Origin of the sequence: Nocardia sp. NPDC019323, assembly GCF_044389845.1 — a bacterium.
GTDB lineage: Bacteria > Actinomycetota > Actinomycetes > Mycobacteriales > Mycobacteriaceae > Nocardia > Nocardia implantans.
The window spans coordinates 1,494,181-1,519,251 of record NZ_JBIRYN010000001.1; the positions used below are offsets into that span (position 1 = coordinate 1,494,181).

The 25,071-nt window shown below is 71.1% G+C and carries 19 protein-coding genes; 12 read left to right on the forward strand and 7 right to left on the reverse strand.

Translation table 11 applies throughout. From position 1 onward, the window contains the following. Positions 1-330 precede the first annotated feature (330 nt). The 3 genes from ACH49X_RS07100 to ACH49X_RS07110 are packed head-to-tail and all read right to left on the reverse strand — an operon-like array spanning position 331 to position 1,667. Positions 331-795: a MarR family winged helix-turn-helix transcriptional regulator gene (locus tag ACH49X_RS07100; protein ID WP_195081929.1), complete on the reverse strand. Its 465-nt coding sequence runs from the start codon at positions 793-795 to the stop codon at positions 331-333. A gap of 9 nt (positions 796-804) precedes the next feature. Continuing rightward, complete coding sequence (locus ACH49X_RS07105; RefSeq protein ID WP_195081930.1) at positions 805-1,248, reverse strand: EVE domain-containing protein; 444 nt, start codon at positions 1,246-1,248, stop codon at positions 805-807. Then, positions 1,245-1,667, reverse strand: coding sequence for an SRPBCC family protein (locus tag ACH49X_RS07110; protein WP_357113173.1), 423 nt, complete (start codon positions 1,665-1,667; stop codon positions 1,245-1,247). The genes ACH49X_RS07105 and ACH49X_RS07110 overlap by 4 nt, the downstream gene beginning before the upstream one ends. 117 nt (positions 1,668-1,784) lie before the next feature. Between ACH49X_RS07110 and ACH49X_RS07115 the strand changes: the two genes are divergently transcribed. Next, positions 1,785-2,015, forward strand: coding sequence for a mycoredoxin (locus ACH49X_RS07115; RefSeq protein ID WP_157111606.1), 231 nt, complete (start codon positions 1,785-1,787; stop codon positions 2,013-2,015). A 36-nt stretch (positions 2,016-2,051) separates the two neighbouring features. Here the strand turns inward: ACH49X_RS07115 and nudC are convergent, their stop codons facing one another. Next, complete coding sequence (nudC, locus tag ACH49X_RS07120; protein WP_195081932.1) at positions 2,052-2,957, reverse strand: NAD(+) diphosphatase; 906 nt, start codon at positions 2,955-2,957, stop codon at positions 2,052-2,054. Between the two features lie 46 nt (positions 2,958-3,003). Next, positions 3,004-4,059, reverse strand: coding sequence for a TrkA family potassium uptake protein (locus tag ACH49X_RS07125; RefSeq protein WP_195081933.1), 1,056 nt, complete (start codon positions 4,057-4,059; stop codon positions 3,004-3,006). Positions 4,060-4,834: 775 nt separating this feature from the next. On the opposite strand from ACH49X_RS07125, the gene ACH49X_RS07130 reads away from it, so the two are divergent. Continuing rightward, complete coding sequence (locus ACH49X_RS07130) at positions 4,835-5,248, forward strand: hypothetical protein (RefSeq protein WP_195081934.1); 414 nt, start codon at positions 4,835-4,837, stop codon at positions 5,246-5,248. Here ACH49X_RS07130 and ACH49X_RS07135 read toward each other — a convergent pair. Both ACH49X_RS07135 and ACH49X_RS07140 read right to left on the reverse strand, forming a co-directional pair. Next, positions 5,205-9,284 carry an ATP-dependent DNA helicase gene (locus ACH49X_RS07135; protein WP_357208363.1) on the reverse strand — a complete coding sequence of 1,360 codons (4,080 nt, stop codon included), beginning with the start codon at positions 9,282-9,284 and terminating at the stop codon, positions 5,205-5,207. The two genes, ACH49X_RS07130 and ACH49X_RS07135, sit on opposite strands and share 44 nt — an antisense overlap. A 40-nt stretch (positions 9,285-9,324) precedes the next feature. Next, positions 9,325-12,741, reverse strand: a complete 3,417-nt coding sequence (locus ACH49X_RS07140; protein ID WP_397069094.1) for an ATP-dependent helicase — start codon at positions 12,739-12,741, stop codon at positions 9,325-9,327. Positions 12,742-12,813: 72 nt separating this feature from the next. Between ACH49X_RS07140 and ACH49X_RS07145 the strand changes: the two genes are divergently transcribed. The 10 genes from ACH49X_RS07145 to ACH49X_RS07190 all read left to right on the forward strand — a co-directional run bounded on the left by ACH49X_RS07145 (position 12,814) and on the right by ACH49X_RS07190 (position 25,060). Next, the gene (locus ACH49X_RS07145; protein ID WP_323124391.1) at positions 12,814-13,590 is read left to right on the forward strand and encodes an alpha/beta fold hydrolase; all 777 of its coding nucleotides are present in this window, start codon (positions 12,814-12,816) and stop codon (positions 13,588-13,590) included. A 5-nt stretch (positions 13,591-13,595) separates the two neighbouring features. Then, positions 13,596-13,907 (forward strand): MGMT family protein, encoded by a 312-nt coding sequence (locus ACH49X_RS07150; RefSeq protein WP_357208367.1) that lies wholly within the window; start codon positions 13,596-13,598, stop codon positions 13,905-13,907. Positions 13,908-13,961: 54 nt separating this feature from the next. Continuing rightward, a complete protein-coding gene (locus tag ACH49X_RS07155) occupies positions 13,962-14,717 on the forward strand; it encodes a VOC family protein (RefSeq protein WP_195081939.1) in 756 nt (251 codons plus the stop codon). Positions 14,718-14,799: 82 nt separating this feature from the next. After that, positions 14,800-16,539, forward strand: a complete 1,740-nt coding sequence (locus tag ACH49X_RS07160) for an NTP transferase domain-containing protein (RefSeq protein ID WP_357208369.1) — start codon at positions 14,800-14,802, stop codon at positions 16,537-16,539. A gap of 483 nt (positions 16,540-17,022) precedes the next feature. Continuing rightward, positions 17,023-17,193 (forward strand): hypothetical protein, encoded by a 171-nt coding sequence (locus ACH49X_RS07165; protein WP_195081941.1) that lies wholly within the window; start codon positions 17,023-17,025, stop codon positions 17,191-17,193. 171 nt (positions 17,194-17,364) lie between these two features. Continuing rightward, positions 17,365-17,706 (forward strand): DUF1330 domain-containing protein, encoded by a 342-nt coding sequence (locus tag ACH49X_RS07170; RefSeq protein WP_357111455.1) that lies wholly within the window; start codon positions 17,365-17,367, stop codon positions 17,704-17,706. Positions 17,707-17,782: 76 nt separating this feature from the next. Continuing rightward, entirely contained in the window at positions 17,783-19,474 is a 1,692-nt protein-coding gene (gene mtnA, locus ACH49X_RS07175; protein WP_357208371.1) for an S-methyl-5-thioribose-1-phosphate isomerase, read from the forward strand. Position 19,475: 1 nt separating this feature from the next. Next, the gene (locus tag ACH49X_RS07180; protein ID WP_357208373.1) at positions 19,476-20,051 is read left to right on the forward strand and encodes a cupin; all 576 of its coding nucleotides are present in this window, start codon (positions 19,476-19,478) and stop codon (positions 20,049-20,051) included. Next, on the forward strand, positions 20,048-20,740 hold the full coding sequence (mtnC, locus tag ACH49X_RS07185) for an acireductone synthase (protein ID WP_357208375.1): 693 nt from the start codon (positions 20,048-20,050) through the stop codon (positions 20,738-20,740). The genes ACH49X_RS07180 and mtnC overlap by 4 nt, the downstream gene beginning before the upstream one ends. A 609-nt stretch (positions 20,741-21,349) precedes the next feature. Beyond that, complete coding sequence (locus ACH49X_RS07190) at positions 21,350-25,060, forward strand: nitrate reductase subunit alpha (protein WP_357208377.1); 3,711 nt, start codon at positions 21,350-21,352, stop codon at positions 25,058-25,060. Positions 25,061-25,071 lie beyond the last annotated feature (11 nt).

Consider the following 25,071-nt stretch of genomic DNA (forward strand, 5'->3'; position numbering starts at 1 on the left):
CATCGTCTGCGTGGCCGCTCCGGCTCGCGAGTTGGAGGAAGTTGTCGCCGCGATCAGCGTGGCCGGCCCGCCCCATCGATTCCAGCCCAGGACCGGCCCGGCATCGGCCCGCGCGGCCGCCGACGGTGCTCGGCTGTGCAGACAGGGATGCCCGCGGCGCCGCCATGCGCGATCTCGTCGTTCGGACCGGGCATCACCATCGGACCGGCACCGCGCGGCCGCCGACGATGCTCGGCTGTGCAGACAGGGATGCCCGCGGTGTCGGATGCGCGATCTCGTCGTTCGGACCGGGCGTCATCATCGGACCGGCGAGCCGGGCGTGCGCGGCGTTCAGCGGCCGCGTAGCTGCCGCAGGGAGCGGGCGAAGGCGCCGTCCTCGGCACCCAGCGGCGCGAAGAACTCCGCGTCGCACGTCTCCACCGCGACGATGGCCCGGTTCACCAGCGCCACGCCCGCTTCGGTGGCGACCAGCGCCTTGGCCCGGCGATCGCTCGGGTGGTCGCGGCGTTCGATCAGGCCCTTCTGCGCCAGCGCGCGCAACACCTGGGAGGTCATCATCGGATCGGTGGCGGCGTATTCGGCCAGGTCACGCTGCCGCACCGGATCTTCGCGGCCCGTAGCCAAATAGGTGAGCGAAGCCAACAGCACGAATTGCACGTGGGTCAGGTCGAATGGCGCGAGCGCCGCCCGCTGCGCCGCCTGCCAGCGATTGGTCACCTGCCACAGCAACAGGCCGGGACTTTCCTCAGCCGCGCGAAATCGGGAACGCAGCCGCCCGTCTTGCGCCTCGCGCATCGGCCTCCCTCACTCGTCGGTCATCTCTCGCGCGATCAACGCGTAATCGTGCGGGCTGAGTTCTATCAGGCCACGGCGCAGGACCATGCCCCAGTTCGGCACGCTGGTGAGGTCGAGCTCGGCACGCAGCGTGTCGATCGGGGTCTCCCGCGCTTCCGCTCGGTAGCTGACCGACCGGCGCCACGGCCGGAAGCAGCCGCCGTCCTGCGGGTCGGCCTGCCAGGCCGGGCGGTCGTCGATGGTGCCGATCGCGGTGAACGAGCGCACCGGCGCTCCGGCGCGCATGCCCTCGCGCGGCGAGTAGTACACCAATCCGTCGCCGGGCCGCATGCGTTCCACCGCCGCCCGCTTGCCGTGGTCGGCCTGGGCGATGCCCAGCCGCACGCCGCGCCGGACATGCTCCCTCGAGACCACGGCCAGCCAGTACTTCGCGCTCGATCCGGTCGCGCTCATACCGCAACCCCCTCGGCGACGGCCACCAGTGCGTCCAGGTCGGGCTGCACGGATTTCGCCAGGTCGGCGCCCAGAATCTTCGTCCACAACACCCGCAGCGGCCCGTCGATCGAGACGGTCACGGTGACCGTGGTGCGGCCGTCCGCGACGGCGACCTCGTGGGCGAAGGTGAGCCGCGCGCCGAACAGCCGGGAGACGTCCACGAACTCGCGGTCGGTCAGGCGGGCGACTACGAACCGGACCTTCGGGCCGCCCTTCGGCCGCAACGTTCCGGTGGCGCCCTCGGCGAACGGTCCGTCCAAGCGCACCCACTCGGTGTCGGTGTTCCACTCCGGCCAGGTGGCCACGTCGGCCCAGCGGGCGAAGAAGGCGGTCGGCGGCGCACTGGAGATGGCGTGCGCGCTGGCGATGATCGTCATGCATTTAGTATGCGCGCATATTAAATGTCGCGCAAGGTCCCGGATTGTTCGGGTCGGAACAGTCAGCGGTCGTCCGGCGTTGCAGTGTCCGTGACTGACGCGAACCCCACCCTGACGATGTACTCGACCACCTGGTGCGGCTACTGCCGCAGGCTCAAGAAGCAGTTGGACGAGGCAGGCATCAGCTACGTCGAGATCGACATCGAGCAAGACCCCGCGTCGGCCGAGTTCGTCGGCAGCGTGAACGGGGGCAACCACGTGGTGCCCACCGTCAAGTTCGCGGATGGCTCCACCGCGACGAACCCGTCGCTGGCTGCGGTCAAGCAGGTCCTCGCCGGTCTGTCCTGAGCAGCCGTCGCGCGCGGGCCGGCTTCGGCCCGCGCGTCAGTCGATCGCGGCCCAGGATTCGATGATCGTGCGCGCGATGGAGATCGAGCCGGGCAGCAGCAGCCGTGAGCCGCCGTCCCGGTTGGACCAGTCGCCCACCGCCAACGCTTCCCGCACCTGCGCGCGGGTGAACCACTCGGCCTCGGCGATCTCACCGTCGGTGAAGGTCAGCGGCTGAGCGGGATCGGCGACCGCGGCGAAGCCGAGCATCAGTGAGCGCGGGAACGGCCACGGCTGGCTGCCCAGGTAGCTGATCTCGCGCACGTCGAGACCCACTTCCTCGCGCATCTCGCGCTCCACGCAGCGCTCCAGCGACTCTCCCGCCTCGACGAACCCGGCCAGCAGCGAGAACAGCGACTTCGGCCAGCTGCTCTGGCGGGCCAGCAGCACCCGCTCGCCGCCGTCGTGGATCAGGCAGATCACCGCAGGATCGATGCGCGGGAACTCCTCGTAACCGCTCTCGGTGATGCGCGACCAGCCCGCCTTCGCCGACGTGGTGACAGCGCCGTCCGCGCCGTGGAAGCCGGCCTTGTCGTGCCAGTTCAGCAGCGCGATCGCGGTGGAGAGCAACCCGGCGGTGCGGTCGTCGACGGCGCCGCCGGCCAGCGCGCGCAGATCGGTCAGCGCCCCCTCCAGCTCCGGATCGCGCACCGCCCACAGGTGCACGCCCTCCTCCACACCGAGGAACACCGCGGCAGGACTCGGCTCGGCGGAGAACTCCACGGCCGCTTCCAGGACCAGGGCGCCCTCGTCGAAGCGCACCTGTCCGCGACGGTTGACCCGCAGAAGTTTCGCTTCCGCCCAGCCCTCCTTCAGGGCCTGGGCGTCACCGCGGATGTGCTCGGCCCGGTCGATGACGGAGCGGGAGAGCAACGGAACACTGTTGAGCTGAAACGCCGGCACGGTTCGAGACTATCGCGCCCCGAGCAACAACCTGGTTCGCGCCGGGTCACTTGCCCGCTCGACGGATGTACAACAGCTTGTCGCCCGCGTCGACCGCGTCGACTTCCGGCTCGCCCACCCGGTAGAGCACCCCGTTGCGCACCACGCCCAGGACGATATCGCTGAGATGCCGCGGCGAGCCGCCGATCTCGGACGCCTCCACCTCGCGTTCGGCGACGGCGAAGCCCTCCTCCGGGGTGAGCAGGTCTTCCATCATCTCCACGACCGTGGGCGTGGTGGTCGCGATGCCGAGCAACCGGCCCGCTGTCTCCGAGGACACCACCACGGAGTTCGCGCCGGACTGCCGGACCAGATGGGTGTTCTCCGCCTCCCGGATCGAAACCACGATCTTGGCGGCCTTGTTCAACTCCCTGGCGGTAAGGGTGACCAGCACGGCGGTGTCGTCCCGATTGGTCGCGACCACCACCGAGTCGGCGTTCTGCACGCCCGCCAGCCGCAACACGTCGGATTGGGTGGCCGAGCCGTGCACCGTGACCAGCCCGGCGTTGGCGGCCGCCTCCAAGGCGACCACGTCGGTGTCGACCACGACGATGTCGGCGGGCTGCACTCCGTCGCCGAGCATGGCGTCGATCGCGGTCCGCCCCTTCGTGCCGTATCCGACGACCACGGTGTGATTGCGCACGGTGTGCCTCCATCGCTGAATCTTGAAAGCCTGCCGGGAACGTTCGGTCAGCACGCCCAGCGTCGTTCCGACCAGGACGATCAGGAACAGGATGCGCAGCGGGGTGATGATGATGATGTTCGCCAGCCGCGCCTCGGGCGTCACCGGGTGGATGTCGCCGTATCCGGTGGTCGACAGCGACACCGTCGCGTAGTAGAACGCGTCCAGGAACGACAGCTCATTGCCCGAGTTGTCGTGGTAGCCCGCGCGTCCCAGGTACACCACCATCGCGGCCAGGAACAGCAGCGCCGTCGCGAACAGCACTCTTCTGGTCAGCGAAATCCATGGGCTGGTCTGCACTTCCGGGATGCGCAGCACGCCGACCAGGGCGAAATCGGGGCGACTGGCCAAGCCGAGGCCGCGCGCTCGGTCACCGAACACCGGGCACACCTGTCGTCGCGTCGGTCATACCCGGTAATCCTTGTCCCTCCGGCACACCGGGGAGCCTACTGTGTTTTATTTGCCGCGACTGCGTCGCGGCGTGTTCGCGGCCCCTTTATGGCTCGCGTTTGCGCGAACGGCGGATGCTCGGTCTCGCTTCGCTCGAAAGTCGTGGTGGAGGTCGGCTGGGCACGTCGGCGTTCGAGCGCACGATCCAGCGCGCGCCGCACGGCGACGAACGTCGAGTCGGCCGACTCCGCGACGCCCCGATACGTCCCAGCCGATCGGAACCGCGGCCAGGCCGCGAACTGCGCATGCTCGCGGTCACTTCGCGCGCAACACGAGGCCGGGCGAGCCGCGCAACACGAGGCCGGGCGAGCTGAGCACGTTCGCATTCGAACTCACGAGTCCGGCGCGCCTCCTGCGAGCGGCCATCCCGCCGACCGACACCACCAAGGCCCGATTCGCCCCAGCCGATCGAACCGCAGCCAATCCGCGCACAGTGCATGCTCGGGCCGCTTCGCTCGCAACACGAGGCCGGGGGAGCTGAGCAGGTTCGCATTCGAACTCACGATGCGGAGCGCTCCTCCACGGCGACCGACCGTCGGGCGACCGGCACTCACGAATCGCGGGATTATCCCGTTCGATGGAACTGGAGCCAGGCCGCTACTGGATACGCCTCTCCGCTGGGCTCGGGTAAGTGCTCGGACTGAGTGTGGGGATGTCGGGGCCGCCCGGGGTCGACGGGAAGCGGAGTAGATGTAAGGGTGCCTGCATGGCAGAAAACACGCTGACGTCCGGGTCCGATGGTGGGCGGCGGCCCGCGCTGGCTCTGGCCGCCATTCTCTTCGGGGCCGGGGTCCTGCATTTCGTCTGGCCGAAGCCCTTCGATTCGATCGTGCCGCGCTTCCTGCCGGGACGCGCCCGCGACTACACCTACGCCTCCGGCGTGGCCGAGATCGGCGTCGCGGCCGCCCTCGCCGTTCCGCGCACCCGCGGGTTCGGCGGACGGCTGGCGGCGCTGCTGTTCATCGCGGTGTTCCCGGCCAACGTGCAGTTCACCGTGGACATGCTGGCCAGCGAGAAGGCGCCGCGGCTGCTGAAGATCGGGTCGGCGCTGCGGCTTCCGCTGCAGATTCCGCTCGTCATTCAGGCGCTGGCGGTGAGCCGGCGGGCGCGGCGTTCCTGATCAGCTCCGCCAATTCGTCCGGACCGGCCAGGTTCGCCGGCGCGATGGTGCGCCCGGTGCGCACGTAGTGGAACGCGGCCCCGATCCGAGGGAGCATCTCGTGCTCGGGCCGTCCCTCGCGCGCGGCCATCAACCGCGCCCACGCCAGGCGATACACGGCCAGCTGCATGGCGACCGCGGGCTCTTCGGCGGCGCTCGGCTCGGCGCCGGTCTTCCAGTCGACCACGATCCAGCGCCCGCCGGGTTCGGCGAACACCGCGTCCATCCGGCCGCGGATCACGGTGCCCGCGATCGACGTCTCGAACGGAATCTCGACCTCGATCGGGCTGCGATCGGCCCAGCGCGAGTTCAGGAACGCCTCCTGCATGGCACTCAGCTCGGCGTCCGAGCTCGCGTCGGCCGCGCCGCCGTCGGCCGCGCCGGGCAGTTCGTCCAGACCGAGCAGACGGGTCGAGCCGAACCAGCGCTGCACCCAGGCGTGGAACGCGGTGCCCCGGCGCGCCAGCGGATTCGGCGGGTAGGGCAACGGACGACGCAGGCGGGCAGCGAGTCTCGCCGGGTCGGCGCGCAGCTCGACCAGGGCGGTCGCCGCGATCTGCCCGGGTAGCTCGACCGCTTCGTCGGTGACCGCCGCCGCGTGGTGTTCGGCGAGCAAGGCGTCGACATCGGCGGCCCAGCCCTCCGGATCGTCGGGGTCGGACACGGGGTGGGCCTGCTCCGGCCGGTACAGGTCCTCCGGCGGGGGCGGGGCGAAGCCGCTCGCGGCCAATGCCGGTTCGTCGGCGGACAGATACTCCTCCACCGGGTCCGGCGCCGTACCGAAATAGGGCTCGATATCGGCATAGGGATCGGCGTATTCGATCGACGTGACCTCGGATTCGTCCGCGAAATCGTCGGGGGGGTAGTCGTCGTCGGGTGGGTAGTAGGCAGATTCGTCCGCGAAACTCGGCTCGTCGGCGGGCGGGTGGTGACCCGTTTCGTCTGCGAACCCCGGACCCTCGCCGGGCGGCATTTCGGCGCGGACGGACCCCGCGCTGTGGTTGCGAGCAGCAGCATCGGACAGCCCCCTGCTATCGGCGGGACGGGCGCGCAACTCGGCCAAGGCCGCGCGGACGAGGGCGGCACCCTGTTCGATGGGGTCGCGGCGGGGGCCGAGAGGATCGCGCGGCCACTCGGCGGTCGCCGGGTTGTCGGTGAACGGGTTGACGGCGGCGGCGGCGGGCGGGTCGTCCCAGCGGTCGATCGCCAAGACGCCGTACGCGGGGCTGCCGGGGTCCTCGTGCGCGGCTTTCAGCTCGAGCAGGAAATCCGACGGGCCCTTCGGGGCGCTGCCGGTCTCCGCCCAGTAGTGGGCCGAAACGAGCAGCACGCGTTCGGTTCTGGTGAGCGCGACGTAGAACAGGCGGCGTTCCTCATCGATCCGGCGGCGCTCCAGCGCCTCCTTGTGCGCCTTGATCGCCCGATCGAGGTCGGCGCGGTCGTACAGATCGGTGAGTTCGAGCACCGGCACGCCTTCGGCAGCGTCGTCCTGCTGCCGGTCACCCCGCAGCGACGTGGGCAACTCGGCGAGCGCGCCGAGCCACGTGCCGGAGCCGACCTTGGACGGGAACACGCCGTCCACCACGTGCGGCACCGCGACGATCTCCCATTCCAGGCCCTTGGCCGCGTGCACGGTCAGCACCTGCACTCGATCCTTGGCGACCTCGACCTCGCCGGGTTCCAGCCCGTTCTCGACTTCTTCCGCGGCGGCGAGGAACCCCAGCAGTCCGCCGAGCGAAGCGCCGGTTTCCGCGGCGTATCCGGCCACCACTTCGGCGAACGCGTCCAGATGCTCGCGGCCGGCCCCGGTGCCAGCCATGGCCCGCCTGGTCTGGGTCTCCACCCCGACGCCGATGGTGCGCTCCACGTCGGCGACCAATTCCGCCAGCGGCTGACCGCTGCGTTCGCGCAACGCGGCCAGCTCCCGTCCCAGCGCCTCGATGCGGGCGAACCCGGAGGGCGAATACCGCTCGGGCGGACCGGGATCGGCGATCGCGTCGGCCAGCCCGGCCTGTTCGGCGGGTTCCGGGGCCACTTCGCGCAACGCCTCGTTCAGCGCGGCGCCGTCGGCGATCTCGGCCGGGCTCTCCGAGCCGGGACGCCGGATGGACAGGTCCCTGGCGCGGCGGGCGAGCGCGGCGATGTCGGCGACCCCGATGCGCCACCGCGCGCCGGTCAGCACGCGCATGGCGGCGCTGCCCGAACCCGGTTCGGCGATCAACCGCAGGGTGGCGACGACGTCGGCGACCTCCGGCGTGGCGAGCAGACCGCCGAGCCCCACGATCTCCACCGGAAGGCCCTGCGCCCGCAGCGCTTCCGCGAGCGGAGCGGCGTCGGCGTTGCGGCGCACCAGAACGGCGGACGTGGGCGGCTGCTGCCCGTCCGCACGCCGGGCGGCCCACTCCGCGGCGATTCGCTCGGCCACCCACTCACGCTCATCGGCGACGGTGCCGGTCAGCGCCAGCGCCACCACACCCTGACCCGCGCCCGGCTTGGCCCGCAGAGCGTCGACCGTCACCCCGCCGCCTTCGGTCGCCTTGCGCCGCAACGGTTGCGCGACCAGATTCGCCAATGCCAGCGCCTCCGGCGGATTGCGCCAGCTGGTCAGCAACGACAACGTGGGAGCGGGCACGCCCGGCGCACTGGGGAAGTCGGTGGCGAACCGGGGCAGGTTCGCCGCCGAAGCGCCGCGCCAGCCGTAGATGGACTGCATCGGGTCGCCGACGGCGGTCACCGCCAGGCGTTGCGTTTCGTGCGAGTGCTGGTCGCCTCGCCTCGCCACGACGTGCGGGTCGTGTGCGCCGGCGAACCGCGCTTGCCCTTCGGGGTCGTCCACGCCGACGCGCGACGGTGTGCCCTGCAGGGAGTCGTCGTCAGCCGACGGCCTCCCACCGGACCCGCCCGCACGGGAGGACGGACCACCCTGCGCACTCGGATTCGCCGCCGCGCCACGCGCGAGCGACTCGCCGCCGCTTCCCGGACCATCTGCCCGAGCCGCCCGCTGCGGACCGCTGTGGATGTCCGCGTGTGCCCGATCATCATCGTCGTCGCGAGAATCGTCCGTTACCGAACGAACGTCTCCCGACGCGCCCCCGAACAACGCGGAGAGCAGGACCCGCTGGGCGTGGCCGGTGTCCTGGTACTCGTCGAGCAGGACCAAGCGGAAGCGGGCGCGTTCGGCCGCGGCGACCTCGGGATGCTCGGCGGCCAGCCGGGCGGCGAGGGACATCTGCGAGCCGAAGTCCAGCGCGCCCCGTCGACGCAAAGCCTCGGCCAACTGCTGCACCAGCGGCAGCAGCGCTACCCGTTCCCGCTGCACTTGGACGATGTTGAGCAGCGCCTGACTCGGCCCGCCACGCTGTCGCGGGCCAGGCGGCAGCGTGTGCACCAGCTTCGCCAGTTCGGTGTGCGCCTCGGCCAGTTGCTCCGGCTCGACCAGGTGCTCGGCCAGCTGCCCGGACAGCGCGAGCACCGCCTCGGTGACCGACACCGGGGTGCGATCGGTCTCCAGGTCGCCGTCCCAGGTGCGAACCACCTGGTGGGCGAGCTGCCAGAGCTGGGTCACGGTCAGCAGCGTCGCCGACGGTTCCACCGGGAGCAGCAGGCCGTGTTCGGTGAGCAACCTGCCCGCGTACGAGTGGTAGGTGCTGATCTCCGGCTCCGCGCCGGTCAGCTGGGCGCGCAGGCGGCCGCTCGGGTCGAGTTCACGCAGCAGCGGCGCTCCGGCGAGCCGGGCCAACCTGGTCCGGATCCGGGCGGTCAACTGCTGGGCGGCCTTGCGCGTGAAGGTCAGCCCGAGCACCTCGTCCGGCAGCACGAGACCGTTGGCGACCATCCACACCACCCGGGCGGCCATCGTCTCGGTCTTGCCCGCGCCCGCGCCCGCGACCACGAGGGTGGGGCCGGGCGGCGCCGCGATCACGGCGGCCTGTTCGTCGGTCGGCGGCGGCAGGCCGAGCGCCTGCGCCAGCTGATGCGGCGTCACCCGGCCCGTCACGGCGGCGCCCCGGCGACCGGCGGCGGGACCGCGAGCGCGCTCACTCGTCGGTCACCTGCCTCCCGCTGTCCTGCACGGGGCAACTGCCCGCCACCGCGCAGTGGCGGCAGCCGTCGTTGCGCATGGCGAGATAACTGGGGCCCTGCGTGGACGACGCGGCCTGGTGGATCGTGTCGCGCCAGTGCTCGAGCGCCTCGGCGTCCAGTGGCGGCTGCATGCGCTGGGTGGCGCCCTCCGTCTTGCTCGGCTTCGCGACGTAGACCAATCGCGCCCCGCCCGGTTCGCCGGATGCCGCTTCGGCGGAGCCCGATTCCGCCGCCGCGTCGAGAGCTCCCGCGGCGGCCGCCACCTGGTAGGTCGCCAGCTGCGCGTGCTCGACGGCGGCCTGCTTGCTGATCGGGGACTTGCCGGTCTTCACGTCCACGATGACGAAACGGCCTTGCGCGTCGCGCTCCAGCCGGTCGACGCGGCCCCGGATCCGCACGTCGCGTTCGTCTTCCGTGCGCGCGGGCAGCACGCAGTCCACCGGCACCTCGACCCCGGCCTGGGTGAGTTCGCCGCGGGTGTTGCGCACCCAGGCCGAGAAGGTCTCCAGCATCGCCTCGGTGCGGCGCAACTCCTGGCGGGAATGCCAGCCGGTGCCGGGATCAACGGCCCGCCAGGCGCGTTCCAGCGCGGCGCGCACCTGGTCCTCCGGCACTTTGCCCGCCAGCGCCTGCACGAGCGTGTGCACCAGATTTCCCTTGACGGCGTGCGGGTTGTCGCCGTCGGTGCCGCCGTTGCGTTCCAACGCCCAGCGCAGCGGGCAGGTGCGCAGCAATTCGACGGTGGAGGGCGACAGCGCCACCGCGCCGTCGTCCTCGGCCCACAGCGGTCGCCGCGAACTGAGTTCCGCGGTGCCGTACCAGTCGTCGGGATGGGCGCCACGCACGCCCGCGTCCGCCAGTCGCGCGAGCTGGTGCGCGGCGCGGCGCCTGCGCTCCTGGTCGGCGTCGGGATCGCAGACCACGCCGCGCAATTCGGCGACCAGCGCGTGCATGACCAGGGCGCGGCCGGGATCGAGCACCGGGAGCGCACCGGGCTCGCCGTCCTCGTCGTGCCCGAGCAGTTCGGCGAGGAAGCGCGACGGGACCAGATCGCGATCGCCCGCGACCGATTCCACGGCGGTGACCAACAGCGACCGCCGAGCCCGGCTGCACGCGACGAGCAGCAGCCTGCGCTCCTCGGCGAGGATGGGCGCCGCACGGCTCACCCGCTCCCCCGCGTCGGACACCCCGGCGGTGAGATCGACCAGATCCTCGGTATGCAGCAGGGTGCCGCGAACGCGCGGATTCGGCCAGATCCCCTCTTGGACGGCGGCGACGGCGACCACATCCCACTCCCGCCCCGCGGCGGCGTGCGCGCTCAGCAGCGCCACCGCTTCACCCGCCAGCGTGCGCGGCGCCGCGTCCTGCGGGATCTCCTGCTGGGTCAGGTATTCGACGAACCCTTCGATGCTCGCGCGCGGCAGCCGGTCGACATAGGCGGCGGCCGCGTCGAACAACGCCACGGCGGCGTCCAGATCGCGATCGGCCTGCATGCCCACCGCGCCGCCCCGCTCCGACTGCGCCACCCAGCGCCGCTCCAACCGGGAACCGGTCCACAGCGCCCACAGCACGTCCTCCAGGCCCGCCCCCCGCCCGCGCACCTTGCGGGCCCGGCGCAGCGTGTCCAGCACCCGGCGCAACGGCGCGGCCTCGACTTCGGTGAGCCGGTCCAGGATCACCGGATCGCCGGTTCCGATCAGCAGATCGCGCAGCATCAGCGCGGAAGGGCGGTCGATGTCCGCATCGGGAGCGGGTGGCGAGTCGTCGCCCTGGTCCGGTGACTTCGCCCCGGCGCGCACCGATTCCAGCACCGCGCGCCGGATGCCGCGGCGCAATCGGCGCAAGGCGATCTGATCGGCGCCGCCGAGCGGTCCGGACAGCAGGTCGAGGGCGTCCTCCGGCTCGAACGCCGGTTCCGCGTCCCGCGACGCCGCCTCCCCCGCCAGAATCGCGCGCAGGGACAGCAGCATCCATGCCGCGCCGCGCCTGCGCGCCAGCGGCGTGTCCAGCGCGGGCTGCCGCACCGGCACGCCCGCGGCGAGCAGGGCGCGGCGCAGCGGCGCCAGCGACAGCGGCACCGAGCGGACGATCACCGCCATCCGCGACCACGGCACGCCACCGGTCAGATGCGCGCGGCGCAAGTGGTCGGCGATGAGCGCGGCCTCCTTCGCGGGCGTGGCCAGCACGCGCACCCGCACCTCGGTGCCGTCCTCCCGCGGCCCGGTGTCCTTCGGCACGGGGATGCGCTGCGGCGCAGTGCCGGGCAGACGTGCGGCGATCCGAGCCACCGCCAACTCGACCTGACCGCCGAACCGATGGTTGTCGCGCAGCACGACGCGCCGCTCGGGCGGCACGTCGAGTTCGGCGACGAACCGCGCGTCGGCGCCGCGGAAGGTGAAGACGGCTTGATCGGGATCGCCCGCGATCACCGTGGTCCGCGCGCTGTGCCCGATCGCCTTCACCAGGATCGCGGCCTGCGGGTCCAGGTGCTGCGCGTCGTCGACCAGCAGGTATCTGATCCTGGCGCGTTCGGCGGCAAGCAGATTCGGGTCGGCGGCCAGCGCGTCCAGTGCCGCGCCGACCAGTTCGGCGGCGTCCAGCGCCGGCGCGGTGGCCTCCGGCGCCTCGACGCCGACCGACCAGCGCAGCAGCATCGTCTGCTCGTAGCGGAGCGCGAACCGGCCCGCCGCCACCCACTCGGGCTTGGCGTGCTCGCGGCCCAGCCGCTCCAGGTCCTCCGGCCCGATGCCGCGTTCGGTGGCCCGGAGCATGAGATCGCGCAACTGCTCGGCGAACCCGCCGAGGGCGAGCGCGGGCCGCAGCCGCTCCGGCCACAGTCCGCGCGCGCCCTCGGCCATGTCGGCCAGATCGCCGCGCAGCATCTCGCGTACCACCGCGTCCTGTTCGGCTCCGGTCAGCAGACGCGGCGGCGGGTTGCCGTGCGCCATCGCGTGCCTGCGCAGCACGGAGAAGGCGTACGAGTGCAGGGTGCGCACCAAGGGTTCTCGTGTGGCGCCGGGCACACCGCCCTCCGCGCCGGGCCCCGGACCGCTCAGCCGCGTCGTGATGGCATCGCGCACAGCGCCCGCTGCCTGTTTCGAATGGGTCAGTACCAGCACCGATTCCGGATCGGCTCCGGCCGCGATGCGTCCGGCGGCGATGTCGACCAGCAGGGCGGTCTTCCCCGAGCCCGGTCCGCCGAGCACCTGCCACGGCCGCCACCCCGGACGGGCGGGACCGTCCGCGGCCGCGGCGTCCAGCAGCACGCGAACGTCGGCCCCCCAGTCTCGCGGCCGGGGCGCCACCACATTCCGGCGAACCAGTCGCACCGCGCCATCCGATCGCACCACGCGGGCTATTGCAACAGACACGACCGACACGCCGGTACACGCCTCCGCCCGACCGGCACTGCGGCCGATCGCGGCGCAGGTCAGAATGGACCGGTGTCTGTTCTGAATGTCCATCGGTTCGGTCCGGCGACGGGACCGGTGGTGCTCGCCCTGCACGGTGTCACCGGTCACGGCAAACGCTGGGAAGACCTGGCGACCCGGCACCTGCCCGATGTCAGGGTGCTCGCGCCGGATCTGCGCGGGCACGGTCGCTCGACCTCGCTGCCACCGTGGAACTTCGAGACCATCGTCGACGACCTGGTCGAGTTGGTCACCGCCGAAGCGGACGGCCCGGTGGTGGTGGTCGCGCACTCCTTCGGCGGGGCGTGCGCGCTGCACCTGGCGCACCGGCATCCGGACCTGGTGCGCAAGCTCGTGCTGCTGGATCCGGCGATCGCGCTGGAGCCGGAATGGCTCAACGAGATCGCGCTGTCCACCCTGGTCTCGGCCGACTACGACAGCGTCGACCAGGCGCGTCAGGACAAACTCGACACCGGCTGGGGCGACGTCGAGCCCCGGTTGCTCGAAGCCGAGCTCGACGAACACCTGATGCCCACCGCGGACGGGCGCTTCGGCTGGCGGATGAGCCTGCCCGCGATCAACTCCTACTGGGGCCAGCTGGCCCGCCACTGGGTGCTGCCGCCCGCCGATCTGCCGACCGTGCTGGTGCAGGCGATGAAGGTGGACCCGCCGTTCGTCACGCCGGAGTTCCGCGCGGCGCTCACCGAACACATGGGCGCCAGCTTGACGGTGCTGGAATGGAACTGCGATCACATGGTCGCCCAGGCGTATCCGGCCCGGACCGGCGAACTCGTGCGATCGGTGCTCTGAGCCCGATGCCGACCAGCGATGCCCAGATCGAGCAGGTGCACGCCTTGGTGGCGGCGATCCCGCCCGGCCGGGTGGTCACCTACGGCGACATCGCGGCGGCCGCCGGTCTGTCCACCCCGCGCACGGTGGGCTGGATCATGCGCACCGACTCCGCCGACCTGCCCTGGCACCGGGTGCTCGGCGCCGGCGGCAAGCCCGCCGCTCACCTTGCCCATCGCCAGTTGCGCTTGCTGGCCGAGGAGGGCGTGCCGATCCGGGACGGGCGCGTCGATCTGCGTGCCGCGCGCTACTGCTTGCCCGATCTCCCCGGTGACTGAGCGCCGCTGTCCGAATCGGCTCCGTGCCGCGAGGACGGCCAGTACCGTGGATCTATGCCCACCCGCCTGGCATGTGTCGTCTTCGACGCCGACCGGCCGCGTTCGGTCGCGGATTTCTGGGCCGAACTGCTCGGCTGGAGCATCACCGTCGACCGTCCCGACGAGGTCAACGTCGCGGCCCCCGATGTAGACGGTGGCGACCTGGCGCTGACCTTCCTGCCCGCGATGCGGGCCAAGATCGGCAAGAACCGCCTGCACCTCGATCTGGCCACCCGCTCGCTGGACCACCAGCGCACCCAGGTGGACCGGGCGCTGGCCTTGGGCGCGCGCTCGATCAACATCGGGCAGGGCGCGGTGCCGTGGGCGGTGCTCGCCGACCCGGAGGGCAACGAGTTCTGCGTGCTCGAACCCAGGGAGGAGTACGTGGACACCGGAGCCGTCGCGGCGATCGTGGTCGACACGCGCGATCCGCAGCGGCTCGCCGAATTCTGGTCGGCCGCCACCGGCTGGCCGTCCATGCGGCGCGGTGAGCGGCTGGCCGGACTGCGCGCGCCGACCGGCCTCGGTTCCTGGCTGGAGTTCGTCCGCACGCCGGACGCGGGCACCGGCCGGACCAGACTGCGCCTGGATCTCACCTCGTTCCCGGCCGACGACCGGGCCGCCGAGGTGGCCAGGCTGCACGCGGCGGGCGCCACCTCGATCGACCGCGGCGCCCCGGCTCCGGCCAGGGACACCGACCTCGTGCTCGCCGACCCGGAACTCAACGAGTTCCGGCTGCTGCCCCCTGCGCGGTTCTGGTCGAACGCCTGATCGGCGCCGTCCGCTCCCCGGCTTCCCTGCGCCGACGAATTAGCATGGCCGCCATGGTGTACCTAGCTCCGGGTCGTGGCGTGTGACGGCCGCCGACGCGATCGTGCTCGCGGGCGGGCGGGCCAGCCGGATGGGCGGCGTGGACAAACCGGCCATCGTCATCGGCGGCCGTTCCATGCTGGAGGTGGCGCTCGCCGCCGTCGCCTCGTGCGGGCGGACGGTGGTGGTCGGGCCGCACCGCCCCGAGTTGCCGCCGGAGATCATCCAGGTGCGCGAGGTGCCGCCCGGGTCGGGCCCGGTGGCGGCGGTCGACACCGGGTTGCGTGCCCTCGGCTCCGCCGCACCGCTAATCGTGGTGCTCGCCGCCGACCTGCCGTTCCTGTCGCCATGGGCGGTCGCCGAACTCATCCGGCACGCCACCGAGTCCGGCGCGGACGCGGTGTTCGCGGCCGACGAGTCCGGTCGCCCGCAGTACCTGATCGGGGTGTGGCGGCGTTCGGCGCTCGCGGCCGCGCTGGACGGGCTCGACGCGCTGATCAACCAGCCGATGAAGGCGCTGGTGCCCGCCGCCGCCGCGATCATCCCGCTGTCCGGCGTCGGCGATTGCGACACCGAGGAGGAGGTGCGGCAGGCCAGGGCTGCGGTCGACGCGCCACGCCGGCAGCCGCCGCTCGAGCTCGACGAGGCACGGAACTCGCTGCGCTCGCAGCTGTCTCGGCTCACCGCGTACGAGGCCGATTTGCGTTCGGTGATCGGGGCCGCGCTCGCGAGTCCGCTGACGGCCGCCGGGCCGCTGCCGCGCTTCGACGTCTCGGCGATGGACGGGTACGCGGTAGCGGGCGACGGACCCTGGCGCCTGCGGCGCGACATCGGCTTCGCGGGCGGACGGCGACCGGTGGGGCTGCTGCCGGGCGAGGCGGTGCGCATCGCCACGGGCGCGCACGTCCCCGACGGCACCACGAGCGTGCTGCGCGACGAGTTCGCCCACGTGGCCGACGAAACGCTGTACCGCCTGCCCGACACCCCGCTGCGCGACGACATCCGCCGCCGCGGCGAGGACCGCGGCGCCGGTGATCCGATCGCGCCGGAGGGCACGCCGGTCACCCCGGCGCTGGTCTCCGCGGCCGCGAGCGTCGAGGTCACCGCCGCCCCGGTGCGCGGGCCGGTCCGCGCGCGCGTCGTCATGACCGGTGACGAGATCCGCAGCGAGGGTCCGCTCCAGGCGGGCCAGACCCGCGACTCGATCGGCCCGATCCTGCCGGAACTGCTGTCCCGGTGCGGCATTCGCACCACCGACCGGGTGCACCTGCGCGACACTCCGCACGGCTTCGACGAGGTCCTCACCGCCGCGCCCGAGTGCGACCTGCTGGTGATCGTCGGCGCGACCGGCGGCGGGGCGGCCGACCAACTGCGTGCCGCCCTGACCCGGGCGGGCGCTTCGATCGTGGTGCCCCGGGTGCGGCTGCGGCCGGGCGGTTCCACGGTCGTCGCCCGGCTCGCCGCTGGCACCACGGTGCTCGGCTTGCCCGGCAACCCGTTCGCCGCGGTCGCGACGCTCATGGCGCTCGCTCCCGCGATCGTCGAGGGCCGCACCGGCGCGTCCACCGCGCGCCCGCTGCGCGGGCCGCTGCGCAACGCCGCCGAGATCGCCGGACAGGTGACGCGCATCGTCCCGGCTCGCCTCGCCGAGGAAGGCGGATGGATCGGCGACCCGACCATCCGGACGGCTCATCTCGGCGGCCTGGTCGATCGCGACGGTCTCGTGATCGTCCCGCCCGATGCGGGGGACGGCGCGATCGTCGAATTCCTGCCGCTGCGCTGAACTCCTCGGTCGCGGTGTTCGGAAGTCGTTGCCGCACTTGAATTCATCGATCAATAGGCACGAGCAGAAGACGACAGTATGCCGACACGCAGCCGATCTCGCCCGAAACCATTGCACTCCAGCGATTTCGCCTGGACCGCGCCGAGCCGCGCGCAATCCCATACGACAGCGGAGCCGAATTCGACGCGAGTGCGCCGAGAACGCGAACCGAGAGGAAATAAACGAACGCATGACCGCGATGTTTTGATCGGTCCACTTCCTCCCTCGACGCTGCTCAACCGACCGGAAGAAAGGTCCGCACCGGACTCCAGCTGAACTGGATTCATTACTGCATCCAAGCACCAAAAACGTCTCTACCTGGAGTAATGCAACACCCCGGCCGCTCGGAGCCATATTTTCCATTTCCCCTTCCACGGGCCATATCCGCTCGCTATCGTGTGTTCGTTAGGCGAATATCAATCACCCGGAAAGGACCGAGTGGAGATGGCTGAAAAGTCGAAGAAAACGCCTAAGAAAATGCCGAAGCAGATGCCGAGGCAGCAGCAGCAACAGCGCCAGGAGCAGGACATGCGTGAGGGCGCTGACATGGAAGGCCGTCGGGGCAACCGGTCCGAGATGCCCGACCGGCGCGGCGAGCAGGAGCGCCGCCGCTAGCTGATCTGCGCCACCCGCGCCGCCGGCCCCCACCTCCTCCCGGGACCGGCGGCTGCGGTCGTTCCGGGGGCCGTGCGTTTTACCCGACAGGTAATTGTCACCCCGCGCCAGGCGAACCTACCGTCGGTTCGACGTCATCCCCGGTGTCATCGAACGAAGGAACGCCACACCATGTCCGCCTATGGCTTCGCCCATCTCCGTAGTCGCAGGCCGCATCCCGACATCCTGGAATACCTCGAGCGCATCCAGGCCACGCTGGACCCGTTCGGCGGCCGCTTCGTCATCCACGGGCCCCCGGCCGAGGTGGTGGAGGGCAGCTGGCCGGGCAGCATGGTGCTGATCGAGTTCCCCGGGATGGCCGAGGCGCGGGAGTGGTACCACTCGCCCGCCTACCAGGAGATCCTGCCGCTGCGCGCCGATCACATCGACGGCGACCTGCTGCTCATCGAGGGCGTGGGCCCCGACTACGACCCGCGCGAACGCGCCGCCAAGCTGCGCGCCGGGACGGCCTGACGCGATTTCGGCTCGCCGTCCCCGGTCCGATACCGTTGACCAGGCACGACCCGGTTCGACGCGAAGGATGCGCCTGATGGACGACAGCTCACTGGTCTGGGACGACGGCGCGCTCGTCACCATCGACCAGCGCGGACTGCCGCACGACGTGCGTGAACTGCGGTTGAGCACCGTCGACGAGGTCATCGACGCGATCAAGACGCTGGCCGTTCGCGGCGCGCCCGCCATCGGCATCGCGGGCGCGTTCGGCGTCGTCCTCGCCACCGCCGCGCACACCCTCGACGGCGTGGTGGACGAGGCGGCCGTGCAGGCCGAGGCGGACCGGATCGCGGCGGCGCGGCCGACGGCCGTCAACCTGGCCTGGGCGGTTCGGCGGGTCAGGGCGAAGGTGGGCCGGGGCGCGGATGCGGTCCTCGCCGAGACCCTCAACATGCTGGCCGAGGACGGCCGGGTCAACCGGGCCGCCGCCACCAACGCCGCCGACCTGGTACAGCGCCTGTGTCCCGACCGGCCGCTGCGCATACTCACCCACTGCAACACCGGGCGCCTGGCGACCAGCGCGTTCGGCACCGCCATCGGCACGCTGCGGGTGCTGTCCGGGCGCGGCGCGATCGAGCAGGTACTGGTGGACGAGACCCGCCCGCTGCTCCAAGGCGCGCGGCTGACCACCTGGGAACTGGCCGAGGCGGCCATCCCGCACCGGCTGACCATCGATTCCGCCGCCGCGTGGGCGATGGCGACCGGCCAGGTCGACTGCGTGCTGGTCGGCGCGGACCGGGTCACCGCCAACGGCGACGTCGCCAACAAGATCGGCACCTACGGTCTCGCGCTCGCCGCCCGCCATCACGGCATCCCGTTCATCGTGGTGGCTCCGGAGTCCACCCGCGATCCGAAGACGGCCACCGGCCGGGAAATCGTCGTGGAGGAACGCGCGGCGGCCGAGGTGACCGGATTCGGTGGTGTGGCAACGGCTCCCGCGCACACCGAGGTGTTCAACCCGGCCTTCGACGTGACGCCCGCCGAATTGGTGACCGCGGTGGTCACCGAGCACGGCGTCGTACACCGCAATGATCGCTCCCACGAAGCGTCGATCGCGGATCCATCCCGCGAACTCCGAACCGATCCCTCGCACGGCACGGCGATCGCGGACATAGCCCGCGAGCTCTATCGACGCGGCTGGATGCCCGGCACGGCGGGCAACATCTCGGTGCGCACGGGCGTGACCGCCGTCGTCACCGGCAGCGGGCTGTCCAAAGGTGAACTCACCGAACGCGACATGGTGACCGTGCGGGTCGCGGATGCAGCGCCGGTGTCCTGCTCCGGGCGCAAACCGTCGGCGGAGACCACGATCCACACCGCCGTCTACCGGGCTCGGCCCGCGCAAGCGGTGGTGCACATCCATCCGCCGTTCGCCACGGCATTGGCTACCCGCTCGGCGGCGCCCGGCACGTTCGCCACGCTGCGGATCACCGACTACGAGCTGATCAAAGGACTCGGCGGTGGCGACCCGGCCGTCGCGGACATCCCGGTCTTCCCGAACTGGCCCGAGGTGCCGCGCATCGGGGCCGACATCGAGCGCTACCTGCTCGACCATCCCGACGCCCTTCCGGTCCTGGTCATCGCCGGGCACGGGATCACCGCGTGGGGCGACGATCTCGCTCAGGCGCGCGATCGCGCCGAATGCCTGGAAGCATTGTGTGAGCTGGTGTCCCGCACCGGCAGTCCGGCGGCGTTCGGACCGCGCGACGACTTCTCGAGATTGGACTGACATGACCCTGCTGCAGGTGATGGCCGCCGGCGACGCGGCCGACGTGCGCGTACGCACCAGCGACGACGAGGTGATCGGCGCCGAACTGGCCAAGCACGGCATCACGTTCGGCCGCTGGCCGGTGGTGGAGAACGCCGCCTCGGTGCCGTCGGAGCAGTTGCTCGCGCACTACGAGAAGAACGTCGCCGAACTGAACGAGTCCGGACGCTACAAGCACATCGACATCGCGCGCATCCACCCCGACGACGCCGACCCGCGGTGGCCGGAGATCGCCGAGGGCGCGCGCGGCAAGTTCCTCGACGAGCACCGGCACGCCGAGGACGAGGTGCGCTTCTTCGCCGCCGGGCGCGGCTGCTTCTACTTGCATCTGGGCGAGGAAGTACTCGCGGTGGTCTGTGAGGGCGGCGACCTGCTCTCGGTTCCCGCGGGCACGCTGCACTGGTTCGACATGGGCGAGCGCCCGGACTTCATCGCCATCCGCTTCTTCGAGGAGGAGGACGGCTGGGTCGGCGACTTCACCGGCGACAAGATCAGCGCGGGCTTCCCCACCCTCGACCAGCTGCTGACCGCGCCGTGACCGACGCCGTCGTCGTCGACATCGAGGGAACCACCAGCCCCACCACGGCGGTTCGCGAGGACCTGTACGGCTACACCCGTGCGCGGCTCCCGGAGTGGTTGGCCGAGAACAGCTCCGGGGACGCCGCGCCCGTGCTGGCCGCGACCAGGGAGCTGGCCGGGCGGCCGGACGCGGACCCGGCCGAGGTCGCCGCCATCCTGCGCGGGTGGCTCGACACCGACGTCAAGGCCGAGCCTCTGAAGACCGCGCAGGGCCTGATCTGCGCGGAAGGCTTCCGCAGCGGCGCGCTGCACGGCGAGTTCTTCCCGGACGTGCCACCGGCTCTGGCCGCGTGGCACGCCGCTGGTCTCGCCTTGTACGTCTACTCCTCGGGATCGATTCGCAATCAGCAGGATTGGTTCGCCTTCGCGCGCGGCGGCAGCCTGTCCGGCCTGATCAGCGGTTACTTCGATCTGTCGACAGCGGGCGGCAAGCGCGAGTCGTCGTCCTACGACAAGATCGCGGGAGCCATCGGCGCCCCCGCCGAACGCATCTTGTTCCTGTCCGACCACCCGGACGAACTCGACGCCGCCGTCACCGCCGGATGGCGCGTCGTCGGTCTCGCCCGCCCGGGCGAGCCCAATCCCCCACGGCCGCCCCACCATTGGGTCGATACGTTCGCCGCCATCGATCCCGTCACCCCCGCCTGAACCGGCGGCGGGCACCTTGATGGCCGGTGCCGCAATCGTTCGAGCCGGGTACGCCGCCCGAACAACCGGTCGACGGGTAGCCGAATCGTGTGACCCGAGCGTCCACCGTCGGCGGGCACGGCGGCCCCCGTTGACGAAGCCGCCGTCCGTGGAGAGCAGGGATTCGACGGCGGCGGGGCCCGGGAGCCCCACCCGGTCACGGGAATTCATCGGCCATGGCGAATTCCCGGCGAATTGTGATTGCGCTTACAATATATTGCCGGGAAGTCGACGCAGAAACCCGTCGGATCGGATAAACGCAGCGCCGCCGACGGCTCATCGGATGTGTTAACAAATGTAAATCACTGGAGAACCCGCCGTTTCCAAAGCATCACCGGCGCGGGTGCGAGCGGACTCCTCGGATCCAGTTCTCTCCAGTTCAGAGCGGGTTCCCCCAGGTCGACCCCACGGACGACGCCCGGCAGCCGCCCGTCACCGTGACCGTGACGTTGCGCCGATCTCACAACTCACCACGTGTGCGAATGGGCTGTGAGAAAGATGTTTGGTCAGTTGTGCGCGCCTCTTTACAGTCGGAACATCCACCCGATCGCACAGCTCGAAGGGGACCTCGTGGTTAATTCGCGTGCCCAGGGTCGTACACCCTCCGGCCCGGCCACCGACGCCGGGGACGCGCTCCTGCGGCTGGGAAAATATTTCCACCGGGGCGAGGTGTCGTCCGATCAGCGGACGCTGCACAAGGTCGGCGGGCGCAGCGCCGACGAGTTCTACCGGGATCGCTGGTCGCACGACAAGGTGGTGCGCTCCACGCACGGCGTGAACTGCACCGGATCCTGTTCGTGGAAGATCTACGTCAAAGACGGCGTGATCACCTGGGAATCGCAGCAGACCGACTACCCCTCGGTGGGCTCGGACAAGCCGGAGTACGAGCCGCGCGGCTGCCCGCGCGGCGCGTCGTTCTCCTGGTACACCTACTCGCCCGCCCGGGTGCGTTACCCGTACGTGCGCGGCACGCTGCTGGAGCTGTACCGCGAGGCCAAGTCCCGGCTCAAGGACCCGGTGCTGGCCTGGGGCGAGATCGTCGAAGACGCCGAGAAGGCGCGCAGCTACAAGGCCGCGCGCGGCAAGGGCGGCTTCGTCCGCGCCGAATGGTGGGAAGCGGCCGAGATCGCCGCCGCCGCACACGTTTACACGATCAAGCAGTACGGCCCCGACCGGGTGGCCGGGTTCTCGCCGATCCCGGCCATGTCGATGGTCAGCCACGCCGTCGGCGCCCGCTTCATCTCGCTGCTCGGCGGCTCCATGCTGTCGTTCTACGACTGGTACGCCGACCTGCCGGTGGCCTCGCCGCAGGTGTTCGGCGACCAGACCGACGTGCCGGAGTCCGCGGACTGGTTCGACGCGGGCTACCTGATCATGTGGGGCTCGAACGTGCCGGTCACCCGAACGCCGGACGCGCACTACATGACCGAGGCCCGCTACCGGGGCCAGAAGGTCGTCGTGGTCTCCCCCGACTACGCCGACAACACCAAGTTCGCCGACGAGTGGGTGCCCGCGCGTCCCGGCACCGACGCCGCGCTGGCCATGGCGATGGGCCACGTGGTGCTGAAGGAATTCTTCGTCGAGAAGTCGACGCCGCGGTTCCTCGACTACATCAAGCGCTACACCGATCTGCCGTACCTCATCACGCTGGACGAGCGCGACGGAGCGTTCGTGCCGGGCAAGTTCCTTACCGCCGCCGACCTCGGCCGCACCGGCGAGGGCGTCGAGTTCCAGACGGTGCTGCTGGACGCGCAGGCGCAGCCGGTGGTGCCGAACGGGTCGCTCGGACATCGGTTCGGCGATGCGACAGCCGGGCGCTGGAACCTCGATCTCGGGGACGTCGATCCCCTCCTGAGTCTGTACGGCCGCACCGACGACGCTGCGGCTGTACAGATTCCCCGCTTCGACAGCGACGTTCCCGGTGTGCTCGTGCGCGGCGTGCCGACCGCGACCGTCGCGGGCAGGCGCGTCACCACCGTCTTCGATCTGCTGCTGGCCCAGTACGGCGTCGGCCGTGACGGGCTGCCCGGCACCTGGCCCAGCGGCTACGACGACGCGGCCGAGCCCTACACCCCGGCCTGGCAGGAGGCCATCACCGGCGTGCCCGCCGTGCAGGCGCAGCGCATCGCACGGGAATTCGCCGACAACGCCGATCGGTCCGGCGGCCGCTCGATGATCCTGATGGGCGCGGGCACCAACCACTGGTTCCACTCCGACCAGATCTACCGCGCGTTCTTCACGCTCACGTTGCTGACCGGCTGTCAGGGCGTGAACGGCGGCGGCTGGGCGCATTACGTCGGACAGGAGAAATGCCGCCCCGTCACCGGCTGGTCCACCTTGGCCTTCGGCCTGGACTGGCAGCGTCCGCCGCGGCAGATGCAGGGCACCGTGTTCTGGTACCTGACCAACGACCAGTGGCGCTACGACCCGTTCACCGCCGAGTCGTTCGCCTCGCCGCTGGGCACCGGCAAGTTCGCCGGACGCACGGCCGCCGACAACATCGCGCTGGCCAGCAGGCTGGGCTGGATGCCGAGCTACCCCACCTTCGACCGCAACCCGCTCGACCTGGTGGACGAGGCCGAGGCCGCGGGCAAGACCGCGCCGGAGCACGTGGTGGACGGGCTGAAGTCCGGCGAGCTGAGGTTCGCCTGCGAGGACCCGGACGCGCCGGAGAACTTCCCCCGCTGCCTGACCGTGTGGCGGGCGAACCTGCTGGGCTCCTCCGGCAAGGGCAACGAGTACTTCCAGCGCCACCTGCTGGGCGCCGACTCCAACCTGCAGGCCGCCGAGGCCGCCGGCGTGCGGCCGCAGGAGCTGAACTGGCGCGACACCGCCGCCACCGGCAAGCTGGATCTGCTGCTGTCGCTGGACTTCCGGATGACCAGCACCACGCTGTTCTCCGACATCGTGCTGCCCGCCGCCACCTGGTACGAGAAGCACGACCTGTCCTCCACCGACATGCACCCGTTCGTGCACGCCTTCTCCCCGGCCATCTCGCCGCCATGGGAGGCCAAGACCGACTTCGACGCCTTCCACCGCATCGCGCGCGGCTTTTCCTGGATGGCCGAGAAGCACTTGGGCAAGCGCAAGGACATCGTCGCCGTGCCGTTGCAGCACGACTCGCCGGACGCGACGGCGCAGGCGGGCGGGCGCGTGCTGGACTGGAAAGCCGGTGAATGCGAGCCGATTCCGGGCAAGACCATGCCGAAGCTGGTGGTGGTCGAACGCGACTACCCGAAGATCGCGGAGAAGATGGCCGCGCTCGGGCCGCTGGTCGACACGCTCGGCGTCACCACCAAGGGCGTCACCACCTACCCCGACCAGGAGGTCGAGTACCTCGCCGGGGTGAACGGCACGGTGGTGTCCGGCGTCGCGCAGGGCCGCCCTTCGCTGGCCAAGGACACGCACGCGGCCGAGGCGATCCTCGCGCTGTCGGGCACCACGAACGGCCGCCTCGCGGTGGAGGGCTTCCACGCGCTGGAACGCCGCACCGGAACGAAACTGGCCGATCTGGCCGCCGAGCACGAGGGCAAACGGATCACCTTCGCCGACACGCAGGCGCGTCCGGTGCCGGTGATCACCTCGCCGGAGTGGTCGGGCAGCGAGACCGGCGGACGCAGGTACTCGCCGTTCACCATCAACACCGAGCGGCTCAAGCCGTGGCACACGCTCACCGGGCGGCAGCACTTCTACCTCGATCACGACTGGATGATCGAACTCGGCGAGCAGCTGCCGATCTTCCGGCCGCCGCTGGACATGACCGCGCTGTTCCGCGAGCCGTCGATCGGCGCGGTCGGCGAGCAGGGCGTCACGGTGCGCTACCTGACGCCGCACTCGAAGTGGTCGATCCACTCGGCCTACCAGGACAACCTGCACATGCTGACGCTCTCGCGCGGCGGGCAGACGATCTGGATGTCCGATCGTGACGCGGCGAAGATCGGCGTGGGCGACAACGACTGGATCGAGGCGATCAACCGCAACGGCATCGTGGTCGCCCGCGCCATCGTCAGCCACCGGATGCCCGAGGGCACCGTGTTCATGTACCACGCCCAGGACCGCGCGGTGGACGTGCCGCGCATCGAGGGCCTCGGCGAGGACACCAAGGGCCGGGGCAAGCGCGGCGGCATCCACAACGCGCTCACCCGCATCATGATCAAGCCCTCGCATCTCATCGGCGGCTACGCCCAGCAGTCCTTCGCGCTGAACTACCACGGCCCCACCGGAAACCAACGCGACGAGGTGACCACGATTCGCAGGCGCTCGCAGGAAGTGGAGTACTGACATGGGCGACG

What these genes read in the sequence shown, in the direction of transcription:
- ACH49X_RS07110 (WP_357113173.1), bottom strand. Translation starts at nt 1,667, where the DNA reads ATGACGATCATCGCCAGCGCGCACGCCATCTCCAGTGCGCCGCCGACC.
- ACH49X_RS07115 (WP_157111606.1), top strand. Translation starts at nt 1,785, where the DNA reads ATGTACTCGACCACCTGGTGCGGCTACTGCCGCAGGCTCAAGAAGCAG.
- ACH49X_RS07180 (WP_357208373.1), top strand. Translation starts at nt 19,476, where the DNA reads ATGACCCTGCTGCAGGTGATGGCCGCCGGCGACGCGGCCGACGTGCGC.
- ACH49X_RS07100 (WP_195081929.1), bottom strand. Translation starts at nt 795, where the DNA reads ATGCGCGAGGCGCAAGACGGGCGGCTGCGTTCCCGATTTCGCGCGGCT.
- ACH49X_RS07150 (WP_357208367.1), top strand. Translation starts at nt 13,596, where the DNA reads ATGCCGACCAGCGATGCCCAGATCGAGCAGGTGCACGCCTTGGTGGCG.
- ACH49X_RS07155 (WP_195081939.1), top strand. Translation starts at nt 13,962, where the DNA reads ATGCCCACCCGCCTGGCATGTGTCGTCTTCGACGCCGACCGGCCGCGT.
- ACH49X_RS07170 (WP_357111455.1), top strand. Translation starts at nt 17,365, where the DNA reads ATGTCCGCCTATGGCTTCGCCCATCTCCGTAGTCGCAGGCCGCATCCC.
- mtnA (WP_357208371.1), top strand. Translation starts at nt 17,783, where the DNA reads ATGGACGACAGCTCACTGGTCTGGGACGACGGCGCGCTCGTCACCATC.
- ACH49X_RS07165 (WP_195081941.1), top strand. Translation starts at nt 17,023, where the DNA reads ATGGCTGAAAAGTCGAAGAAAACGCCTAAGAAAATGCCGAAGCAGATG.
- ACH49X_RS07130 (WP_195081934.1), top strand. Translation starts at nt 4,835, where the DNA reads ATGGCAGAAAACACGCTGACGTCCGGGTCCGATGGTGGGCGGCGGCCC.
- ACH49X_RS07105 (WP_195081930.1), bottom strand. Translation starts at nt 1,248, where the DNA reads ATGAGCGCGACCGGATCGAGCGCGAAGTACTGGCTGGCCGTGGTCTCG.